Here is a 10,735-nt window from a genome sequence, read left to right on the forward strand (position 1 = left end):
GCCCCACCGAACCCCGCCGAACCGCCCTACGGCAACGGCGGAACCGGCGGCATCGACGGAAACGCGGGCAATGCCCCTTCATAGACCCACGCGTCGAAGAACTCGTCCACCGGCTCAGCGGCGAACCGCCCCACATGGGCCACGAACGTGGACGTGGTCACAGCACCCCCCCGATGCAACCCGGCCCACCCCCGCAGCATCGGAAAGAACGCGGCATCCCCCAGCAGACACCGCACCGCGTGAATCACCACCCCACCCCGTTCGTACAGCCGGTCGTCGAACATCGACTTCCGCCCGGGATCGGCGAGCCGCAGATCCTGAGGCAGCCCGGAGAGCAACCGATAAGCGGCCGAGGCAAGTTGATGCGCGCTCCGCCCCCCGGACCGCTCGGACCACAACCACTCCGCGTACTTGGCGAGCCCCTCGTTCAGCCAGATGTGCCGCCAGTCGGCGACGGACACACTGTTCCCGAACCACTGATGGGCCAGCTCGTGGGCGACGAGCCGCTCAGAACCCCGAGCCCCGTCGACGTGGTTGACCCCGAAGAGCGACAACCCCTGCGCCTCGACGGGCACATCGAGCTCTTCCTCGGTGACGACGACGGCGTACTCGTCGAACGGATAGGGCCCGAACACCTCCTGGAACAGCTCCATCATCGCGGGCTGCCGAGCGAAGTCCCGCGAGAAGAGGGGCAGCAACTCGGCGGGGATATGCCCGTGTTGAGGCACACCCCCGGGCCCGAGATCCCCGAGCAGAACCGTCTGGTACTTCCCGATGGCGAGCCCGACGAGATAACTGGAGGTGGGGGCGGACTGCTCGTACACCCACGTGGTCGTGGACGCCCGGGTGGTACGGGTGAGCAACCGCCCCCCGGTCACCACGGAGTACGCGGAGGGAACGGTCACCGAGAGGAGATAGGACGCCTTGTCGACGGGCCGGTCGTTGCAGGGGAACCAGGACGGCGCCCCGACGGGCTGGCTGGCGACCAGCGCCCCGTCCCCCAGCTCCTCCCAACCGATCCCGCCCCAGGGGCTGTTGACCGGCTTGGGATTCCCGGACCAGTGCACCTCGACGGTGAACGCCGCACCCCCGCGCACGGACTTGGCGGGCCGGACCCGCAACCGCCCGCCGCGGTGGGTGTATTGAGCCTGCCGCCCGTCGACCCGCACCCGCCCGATCCGGAAGTCGGCGAGGTTCAGGAAGAACTCGCCGAGCGCCCCCCGCCCGGCGATCGCGTTGATCCGGGCCGTCCCGGACAACCGGTTCGGCCCGGGACGGTAGTCCAGCGTGATCTCGTAGCGATGCACGCGGTAGCGAGGGTCGCCGTTGTCCGGGAAGTACGGGTCCGCCCCCGCTGCCTGCTGAACTGCCACTACCGCGTCCGCTCCCTGCGCCGTGCCACTCGAACCGTCGCCCATGGACACCGAGTGGCCCGAACTCACGGGCGCCACGCCTCGATGGGGTTGCCCAGCCAGCGGGTGTCGTCGGGGACGGACTCCGCGGCCATGACGAGCGACGCGGGACCCAGTGTCGTACGGGCCCCGATCGTGCTGCCGGGCAGCACGATTCCGCCAGGGCCCAGCGTGGCGCCCTCACGGAGTACCACAGTATCCGTCCGCAAGATCCGGTCGTGGAAGAGGTGAGTCTGGAGCACGCAGCCGCGATTCACGGTGGAACCGTCGGAAAGCGTCACCAAATCGGCCTCGGGAAGCCAGTGCGACTCCAGCCAGACACCCTTCCCGATGTGTGCGCCGAGCCCGCGCTGGAAGGCGGTCATGAGGACGGTCCCGGGCACCGAACCGGCCAGCCACGGCACGGCGACGACCTCGACGAACGTGTCCGCCAGCTCGTTGCGCCACACGAAGGAGCTCCACAGCGGGTGCTCCCCGGCCCGGTGCCGCCCGACGAGCGCCCACTTCGCGACGACGGCCAGCAGCGCACCCGCCACACCGGCCCCCAGCAGCACGACCCCGCCCAGCAGGAACCCCCACGGCCCGAGCAGGCACAGCGCGGCCACCACCAGCACCGCGATCCCCGCCGAGCAGAACACCGGCACGATCCGGCACAGTTCGACCAGCCCGCGCGCCCACAGCAGCCGCGCCGGCGGGTCGTACGTACGGCTCTGGTCGCCCCCCGAGGCGCTGCGCGGCAGCTTCACCGGCGGCAGACCCAGGTACGAACTGCCCTTCTTCGCCTTCTTCGGCGTCGCCGACAGCACCCCGACGAGCCCGCCCTCGGGCACGGACCGGCCCGGCGCGGTCATCCCGGAGTTCCCGAGGAACGCCCGCCGCCCGATCTCGGCCTTCCCGATCCGCACCCAGCCACCGCCGAGTTCGTACGGCGCGGTCAGCGTGTCGTCGGCGAGGAACGCGCCCTCACCGACCGTCGTCAGACTGGGCAGCGCCAGCACGGTCGACACCTCGGCCCCCCGCCCGATCCGCATGCCGAGCGCCCGCAGCCACACGGGCGTGACCAGCCCCGCGTACAAGGGGAACAGCGTCTCGCGGGCCTGGTCCATCAGCTGCGTCACGGTCCACGCCTGCCACCCGACGCGGCTGTGCGTCGGATACGTCCCCGCACCGAGCCGCAGGCTCAGCAGCCGTACGCCGACGAGGATCAGGGCCGCGTAGACGAGGCCGTACGCGAGGGTCGCCGGGACGAGCGCGTACAGGACACCCGGCCACACCGCGCCGCCGGGGCGCACGAACACCGACGCCACCAGCAGCGCGACGGCCGCCGCGGCCACCGGCAGCAGGCTGAGCGCGCCGCCCGTCAGGCCGTACATGAACCGCCAGTACGTGCCCCGCGCCGGCCGCTCCTTGGGCCAGCTCCGCTTCGCCTTGCCCAGCTTGACCGCCGGAGCCCCCGCCCAGCGCTGCCCGGTGGGCACGTGGCCCGCGACGGCCGAACCCGGCGCCACCTCGGCCCGCTTGCCGACCCGCGCACCCGGGAACAGCACACTGCGCGTCCCCACGACGGCATGCGCGCCGACCTTGATCGCGCCGACCTCCAGCCGGTCCCCGTCCAGCCACCAGCCGGACAGGTCGACCTCGGACTCGACGGCCGCCCCGCGCCCCAGCTTCAGCATGCCGGTCACCGGCGGCAGCGAGTGCAGGTCCACCTCGGGCCCGATCTTCGCGCCCAGCGCCCGCGCGTACCGCTCCAGCCAGGCCCCGGTCAGCGAGGTCGCCCCGCTGAACTCGGCCAGCCGCTCGGCCGTCCACAGCCGCAGATGCACACTCCCGCCGCGCGGATACCGGCCCGGCCGCACCCCCCGCAGCAGCAGCCGCGCGCCACCCGCCGCGATCCCCAGCCGCCCGGCCGGGGTGAACAGCACCAGCGCGACGAGCCCGATCACCCACCACGACGCGGTCGGCAGCCAGGTGTACCCCGGCAGCAGATTCCCGGCGGCGGCCAGCGCCACCGCCCAGCGCAGCCCGGTCAGCGTGAACAGCGGCAGCAGCGCCAGGAGTTGGGCCACCTGCGCGCGCACCGGGACCGGCGCGACGACCCGCGCCGCCCCGTCGTCCTGCGCCGACTCCTCCAGATACCGGGCGAGTTTGCGCAGCACCGGCCGCTGATAGATGTCCAGGACGGCCGCGGTCGGATACCGCTCCCGCAGCCGCGTCGTGAGCTGCGCGGCGGACAGGCTGCCCCCGCCTATGGCGAAGAAGTCGTCCGCGGCGCTCGTGACAGGCGTGCCGAGGACGTCCGTCCACTGCTCCGCGAGCCACGCCTCCGTCCCGTACAACTCCTCCTTCACCAGCGAGGTCTGAAGATCCGGCAGCGGCCACGGCAGCGCGTTGCGGTCCACCTTCCCCGAGGTACGCGTGGGGAGTTCGTCGACCGGCGCCAGCAACGGCACCAGCGCGGCCGGGAGTTCGGTCCGCAGCCGCGCCACGGCCGCCGCCTGGTCCCAGCCCTCCTGCGTCACGACGTACCCGACGAGCAGCTGATTCCCGCTGCGCGCGGTCCGTACGGCCGCCGCGGCGCCCGCCACGCCCGGCAGCGCCTGCAACGCGGCGTCCACCTCGCCGAGTTCGATCCGCCGCCCGCCCAGCTTGATCTGCTCGTCGGCCCGCCCGAGGAAGACCAGCCCCTCGGCGTCGGCCCGCACCAAGTCACCGCTGCGGTACGCCCGTTCCCAGCCGAGGGAGTCCAGCGGCGCGTACTTCTCGGCGTCCTTCTCCGCGTCCAGGTAGCGCGCGAGCCCGACCCCGCCGATCACCAACTGCCCGGTGCCGCCCATGAGTACGGGCTCACCGGCGTCGTCCACGACGGCCAGCTCCCAGCCGTCCAGCGGGAGCCCGATGCGGATCGGCTCCTCGCCGGTCATCAGCGCGGCACACGCCACGACCGTCGCCTCGGTCGGACCGTACGTGTTCCACACCTCCCGCCCCTCGGTCACCAGCCGCTGCGCCAGCTCCGGCGGGCACGCCTCACCGCCGAAGATCAGCAGGCGTACGTCGTTGAGGGTCTCGGGCTCCCACAGCGCGGCGAGCGTCGGCACCGTCGACACGACGGTGATCTCCTGCTCCACCAGCCAGGGCCCGAGGTCGGCGCCGCTGCGGACCTGGGAGCGCGGTACGGGGACCAGGCAGGCGCCGTACCGCCAGGCGAGCCACATCTCCTCGCAGGACGCGTCGAACGCCACCGAGAGGCCCGCCATGACCCGGTCGCCGGGCCCGATCGGCTCCTCGGCGAGGAACAGCCGCGCCTCGGCGTCCACGAACGCCGCCGCGCTGCGGTGCGTGACCGCGACGCCCTTCGGCTTGCCGGTCGACCCGGACGTGAAGATGATCCACGCGTCGTGCCCGACGCCCGGCCGCCCCGCAGGACCGCCCTCACCGGGCCGGACGGTGATCGTGTCCCCGCCGGTGATCACGGCCCGGACATCCGCCTCGCCGAACACCAGGTCCGCGCGCTCGTCCGGGTCCTCGGCGTCCACCGGGACGTACGCGGCGCCGACCGCGAGGACGGCCAGGATCGCGACGTACAGACCGTTCGTCCCCGACGGCACCCGTACCCCGACCCGGTCGCCGAGGCCGACGCCCGCCTGCGCGAGCCGGCCCCGCAACCGGGCGACCTCACCGGCGAGTTCGCGGTAGGTGAGCTGGGTGGTTCCGTCGTCGAGCGCGGGCTCGTCGCCGTAGAAGCGCACCGCGCTGTCGAAGACGTCGACGAGCGTGCGCGCCGGGGCGGCGGAGCCCCCCGAGAACCGCGCGAACGCCGTCTCCTCCTCTTCGAACAAGGCCGTGCTGACCTCGTGTATGGCCGCCATCAGGTCCCTCGCGTCTCGTGCCCGGAAACCTCCGGGGCGCTGGCGGGCCCGCAGGTATGCCTGGGGTTGTCCGGCTCCAGCCCGTAACAAGCCGGAAATTTTAGTACGACGCTATGGATCAACCGGTTCGACAGCCACCGGAGAGACCCGTTCGAGCCACCGATCAAGGCCATGAGCAGGGCCCTGACCTGCGCGATCTTGATAGGAGGGAGAGATCCACCACATGACGAGCGAAGGCCCCGACCATGTGGTCGGAGCCTTCGCTCACTGTGTCCGAGGGGGGACTTGAACCCCCACGCCCGATAAAGGGCACTAGCACCTCAAGCTAGCGCGTCTGCCATTCCGCCACCCGGACGGGGTGTGTCTCGCGCGGGTTTCCCTCGCGGCGACGTCGTAAACATTACCAGGGTTTCCGGGGTGCTCGATCACGGGTGGTCCGGCGTGAACGGTGTGTGACGAGGTGGGAGCGGTCTTGGGTGTCGGGGGCGGGGGAGAGAGGATGAGGGCAGAGACAGCACCGGCAGCGGGAGGCACAGGCGTGAGCGACACGGGCACGGGCGGGTACGTCAGGGGCGAGGACGAGGTCGTCGACCTCTGTTCCGAGCTGATCCGGTTCGACACCAGCAACTACGGCGACCACTCGGGCCCGGGGGAGCGGCAGGCGGCCGAGTGGGTCGCGGAGAAGCTCGCCGAGGTCGGACTCGAACCGGAGATCTTCGAGTCGCACCCCGGCCGCGCCTCCACCGTGGCCCGCATCGAGGGCGAGGACCCCTCGCGGCCCGCGCTCCTCATCCACGGCCACCTCGACGTCGTACCCGCCAACGCGGACGACTGGACGCACCACCCGTTCTCCGGCGAGGTCGCGGACGGCTGCGTGTGGGGGCGCGGCGCCGTCGACATGAAGGACATGGACGCGATGACCCTGGCTGTGGTGCGCGACCGGCTCAGGTCCGGCCGCAAGCCGCCCCGGGACATCGTCCTCGCGTTCCTCGCGGACGAGGAGGCGGGCGGTACGTACGGCGCGCGCCACCTCGTCGACCAGCACCCCGGCCTCTTCGAGGGCGTCACCGAGGGGATCAGCGAGGTCGGCGGGTTCTCCTTCACCGTCAGCGAGGAGCGGCGGCTCTACCTCATCCAGACGGCCGAGAAGGGCATGCACTGGATGAAGCTGACCGTCGCCGGTACGGCGGGACACGGCTCGATGATCCACCGCGACAACGCGATCACCGAACTGTCCGAGGCCGTCGCCCGCGTCGGACGCCACAAGTGGCCCGTCCGCGTCACCAAGACCACCCGCGCCTTCCTCGACGAACTCGGCGACGCGCTCGGCACCCCCCTCGACCCCGAGGACATGGAGGCCACCCTCGCCCGCCTCGGCGGCATCGCCAAGCTGATCGGCGCGACCCTCAGCAACACCGCCAACCCCACCCAGCTCGGCGCCGGCTACAAGGTCAACGTCATTCCCGGCGAGGCCACCGCGCACCTCGACGGCCGCTTCCTGCCCGGCCACGAGGAGGAGTTCCTCACCGACCTCGACCGCCTCCTCGGCCCCCGCGTACGCCGCGAGGACGTCCACTCCGACAAGGCGCTGGAGACGTCCTTCGACGGGGCGCTCGTCGACGCGATGTCCGCCGCGCTGCTCGCCGAGGACCCCACCGCCAAGGCCGTCCCCTACATGCTCTCCGGCGGCACCGACGCCAAGTCCTTCGACGACCTCGGCATCCGCGGCTTCGGCTTCGCGCCGCTGAAGCTGCCGCCGGAGCTGGACTTCGCGGGCATGTTCCACGGCGTCGACGAGCGGGTGCCGGTCGACGGGCTCCGGTTCGGGGTGCGCGTCCTGGACCGGTTCATCGACGCGTCCTGACAAGGTCGCGCGCCTGTTCGGTCTCCCTCGGACGAGTGAATCCGACCATACGCTCGTAGCCCCAATTGGCCCTCCTCGTTACAGGTCATGCGGCCCGCCCCTTGGGCCGCTTACCGACCAGGAGGAAATACACATGATCAAGAAGGTCGTCGCCGCCGCAGCCGCCACGGGCGGTCTCGTTCTCGCGGGCGCGGGCCTCGCCGTCGCCGACGCCGGTGCGCAGGGTGCCGCCGTGGGTTCCCCCGGCGTCCTGTCCGGCAACGTCATCCAGGTCCCCGTGCACGTCCCGGTGAACGTGTGCGGCAACACCGTGAACGTGATCGGTCTGCTGAACCCGGCCTTCGGCAACACCTGCGTGAACGACGGCCACGGCGGCCCGAAGCACGGTGGTGGCTACGGCGGCGGCTACGGCGGCTGACGCTCCGTCACCTCCCGTACCTGCGCGCGAGAACCCCGGCACCTCCGAGCGCCGGGGTTCTCCCGTGTCCTCAACTCGCCTCCCCTGAGCCAGAGTTGGCGAACTACCTTACGCGTACCGGTAGATGCGGCTGACGTCCTCCAACTGGTCCGGCGTCATGTCCCACGGCGGCAGCTTCTCGCCGCGCGCGACGATCCGCCCCCGCTGCCGGTCTCCCAAGTCGGGCTGTTTCGCGGGGAGATACCGGTGCTGCGCGTGCCGCTTCTGCCAGCGGTACCAGAGCAGGTCGATGAAGGCGTGGTGCAGCCAGAACACCGGGTCGTTGACGGAGGCGCCGCCCAGCATCACGCCGCCGACCCAGCGGTGCACGCGGTTGTGGTTGCGCCAGGAGACGCTTCCGCGCCCGGTCCCCCAGCCCTCCAGCTTGTTGCGGAACCCCTTGGTGACCGTCGAGTCCCAGGGCGAGGTGTCGTAGACGGGGTCCGACATCGCCCACTCCAGCTCGTCCTTGGTGGGCAGTTCGATGGGGTCACGGGCCCGCCCGAGGTCGCGCGTGAGGAAGTCCTCGTCGGTGATGTTCTCGCGGAGCGTCCAGTGGCCGGACCCGTACGCGAACGGCCCCGTCGTCACCTGCCGGTCGCCGGGACGGCCGTTGCCGCCGAGCAGATCCGCCGTCCAGGGCGCCGACCTGGCGGTGCGGTCGCGCGTCCAGTCCCAGTACGGCACGGTCACCGAGTCGTCGACCTTGCGCAGCGCCCGCTCCAGCTCCAGCAGGAAGCGCCGGTGCCAGGGCAGGAAGGAGGGCGCCATGTGAGCCGTACGGAGGCCGTCCTCGCCGTCGGAGACGTAGAAGTCGATGTGCATGCGCACGAACTCGTCGTACTCGCCCCGGCGTTTGACCTCCAGGAGCGCCTTCACGAAGCGTTTTCGTTCGGCCGCCGTGAGGGTGCTGACGTCTTTACGCGTGTAGGCCATGGTGTCCCCCCGCCTGTTCCTTGAGCTGTTCTCCGGGGCTGAGTTCGTCGACGGCGGCGCGCGCGGCCTCCAGCGGGGTGTCGTACGAGCCGTAGTGGTCGACCATGCTCAGCCAGGTGCCATCGGCGCGGCGCATGAGGTGCAACGGCCGTCCGTCGACGGTGACTTGCCAGGAGTCCTCGCCCGAGCGGCCGGTCTGTGCCGGCATGCCCTGGAGGTGCCGCCCCCGGTACATCTCGTCGAACCCGGGCCCGGGGTCCACGTTCCTGAAGCCGCGCGAGGCGACGAGCAGCGGGGTGACGGCGGCGACCGCGCCCACCCCGATCAGGCCGCGCAGCAGCGCCCGCCGCCCGGGTCTCGCCACCGCCACCGAACCCCCGCCCACACCGACGACCGCCATGTTCGACTCCCTCTTCCGGTTCCGTTTGTCACAGCGGTAACCGCGAAGGGGCGCGGGGAGTCACGGAAGAGCTTCCCGCGTACGGCGGCCCGGGGCCGTCCACCGCCCCGGGCCGCCGTAGGAAGCCGCCGTTGTGCAACCGGTTGCTACAGGCCCTCTCCCAGGCCCAGGTCGGCCGCCGGGACGGCCTGGAGGACCGGGGTGACGATGCCGGCCGCGGGCAGCTTCGGCTCCGGGAGGCCGAAGTTGTCGGGGTTCGGCGGGGTGAGGGGGAGGTCGAGGGTGGCGCCGGGGCCGAGCGCGCGGACGTCGTTCGCGGGGGCGTCGAGGCCGACGTGGTCGAACTCGTCGCCGAGGGCGCGCGGGAGCGGCGTACGCAGTCCGAGGCCGGGCAGGCCCGCGCCGACCGGGAGCTGGGGGAGCGCGCGGTCCGGGACGAGGCTGCCCTCGACGTACCGGGGGCCGTCGGGGGCGCCCGGCATCGGGAGCGGGAGCTCGCCGCCGACCTTCGGCAGCTCCATGCCCAGCGCCGTCTCGGCGCCGTCCAGCGGGACGGGCACGGGGACCGTCTCGGCCGCGGCGGCGGGGGTCGCGGCGGCGGCACCTGCGGCGGCGGCCAGCAGCACGGCGGCGAGGGTTCCTCGGGTGGTCGACTTCATCTCGGGTCAGGGCCTTTCGGATGTCGGGGGACGCGCTCTGCGTACGGGGTAACGAGCGGGGCGGACACCCGGGAAACGAGGCCGGTCGACAATTCCCCCGGACGCGGGAATCGAACGACTAAAGCGGACGGGGTGTCACTCGCATGGGTGACACCCCGTCCGCTTCGGAAACGCCGGAAAGCGTTATCGCAAGCTGCGGGCCGGCAGCACGATGTGGGCCGCAGCGTTCAGCGTCTCGTCGGCTCCGGCGAACGCGGCCAGCGCCTCCAGTTCGACGGGCTTGCCCGGCTCGGCCTCGGGCCAGGGGCGGGTGGTGAACACGAGGTAGGCGTACCCCCGGTGCTCGACGGCGGCCAGCCACTCCGGCGGCGGCACGCACTGCGCGTTGAGGCTCGGCATGTTCAGCACGGCCTGGCCGGACTCGACCAGCAGGCTGACCGGCAGGCTGGGCCGCTCGGTCCCGTCGACGAGGTCGCCGCCAACGGGCAGGCCGTTGTCGGTCAGGAGCCGCTCGATGGCGCTCGCGGTCACCTCGGGCCCGTCGGCCGCGTCACCGAGGGAGTAGGCGAGCAGGTAGGGCATGTCACTGCCGTCGGGGGCCTCGCCGCTCCACGGCATCACGACCAGGGTGCCGAGGTCGGCGACACGGAAGGGGCGGGTTTCGCTAGTTGAGGTCACCGCGCGACCATAGCGGCGGCCGACGCCCCGTCAGAACGCGTCCTCACCCGAGCGGAGGACGCGGGGTGGGCGCGCCACCCGTACGAGGGACGGGCGGGGTTCCAGGTCGACGCGGGAGCCGGCCGGCGGGCGGGGCGGCGGCGCGCGAGCCGGGTCGTAGGGGTCCGGTGACGCGCGAGGCCGGTCCCGTGCGTGCCGGGACCGGCCTTCGGTACGGCGCTCAGCCCTGCAACGGCAGGCCGCCCAGCAGCGGGTTGTGCTGGTTGAGCGCGCCGGTCGCGCCCTTGACGGTGTTGAGCGGGGAGCTCTCGTTCTCGGTGTTGAGCGCGTCGGACTGGTGCTGGAGCGGCATCACGTCCTTCGCGGTGAGGTTCCCCGAGGTGAGCGTGTTCACCGCGCCGGTGAGGCTGGTGGGCGTGAGGTCGGCGGTGCTGTGCGCGAACGCGGGCGCCGCGGCGCC

The 10,735-nt window shown here is 72.1% G+C and carries 9 protein-coding genes and 1 tRNA gene; 2 read left to right on the forward strand and 8 right to left on the reverse strand.

The window, feature by feature from the left end; translation table 11 throughout:
• Positions 1-26 precede the first annotated feature (26 nt).
• The 3 genes from AOK24_RS01520 to AOK24_RS01530 form a co-directional block, all read right to left on the reverse strand.
• Positions 27-1,373 carry a M1 family metallopeptidase gene (locus AOK24_RS01520; protein WP_055718220.1) on the reverse strand — a complete coding sequence of 449 codons (1,347 nt, stop codon included), beginning with the start codon at positions 1,371-1,373 and terminating at the stop codon, positions 27-29.
• 65 nt (positions 1,374-1,438) lie between these two features.
• Positions 1,439-5,281: a Pls/PosA family non-ribosomal peptide synthetase gene (locus AOK24_RS01525; RefSeq protein WP_055718212.1), complete on the reverse strand. Its 3,843-nt coding sequence runs from the start codon at positions 5,279-5,281 to the stop codon at positions 1,439-1,441.
• Between the two features lie 270 nt (positions 5,282-5,551).
• Positions 5,552-5,636, reverse strand: a tRNA-Leu gene (locus tag AOK24_RS01530).
• 183 nt (positions 5,637-5,819) lie between these two features.
• Here AOK24_RS01530 and AOK24_RS01535 point away from each other — a divergent pair.
• A complete protein-coding gene (locus AOK24_RS01535; RefSeq protein ID WP_055718213.1) occupies positions 5,820-7,145 on the forward strand; it encodes a M20/M25/M40 family metallo-hydrolase in 1,326 nt (441 codons plus the stop codon).
• Positions 7,146-7,278: 133 nt separating this feature from the next.
• Entirely contained in the window at positions 7,279-7,563 is a 285-nt protein-coding gene (locus tag AOK24_RS01540; RefSeq protein ID WP_055718214.1) for a chaplin, read from the forward strand.
• Between the two features lie 108 nt (positions 7,564-7,671).
• Here AOK24_RS01540 and AOK24_RS01545 read toward each other — a convergent pair whose 3' ends face one another.
• From AOK24_RS01545 to AOK24_RS01565, 5 genes are all read right to left on the reverse strand, one after another.
• A complete protein-coding gene (locus AOK24_RS01545) occupies positions 7,672-8,538 on the reverse strand; it encodes a tyrosinase family protein (protein WP_055718215.1) in 867 nt (288 codons plus the stop codon).
• Positions 8,522-8,938 carry a tyrosinase family oxidase copper chaperone gene (locus AOK24_RS01550; RefSeq protein WP_055718216.1) on the reverse strand — a complete coding sequence of 139 codons (417 nt, stop codon included), beginning with the start codon at positions 8,936-8,938 and terminating at the stop codon, positions 8,522-8,524. The genes AOK24_RS01545 and AOK24_RS01550 overlap by 17 nt, the downstream gene beginning before the upstream one ends.
• A 146-nt stretch (positions 8,939-9,084) precedes the next feature.
• On the reverse strand, positions 9,085-9,597 hold the full coding sequence (locus AOK24_RS01555; protein ID WP_055718217.1) for a hypothetical protein: 513 nt from the start codon (positions 9,595-9,597) through the stop codon (positions 9,085-9,087).
• A 183-nt stretch (positions 9,598-9,780) separates the two neighbouring features.
• Positions 9,781-10,275, reverse strand: coding sequence for a DUF5949 family protein (locus AOK24_RS01560; protein WP_055718218.1), 495 nt, complete (start codon positions 10,273-10,275; stop codon positions 9,781-9,783).
• Between the two features lie 220 nt (positions 10,276-10,495).
• The coding region (locus AOK24_RS01565; protein ID WP_055718219.1) for a hypothetical protein at positions 10,496-10,735 on the reverse strand (240 nt) is incomplete at its 5' end.

It is taken from the genome of Streptomyces niveiscabiei (assembly GCF_001419795.1).
Lineage (GTDB): Bacteria > Actinomycetota > Actinomycetes > Streptomycetales > Streptomycetaceae > Streptomyces > Streptomyces niveiscabiei.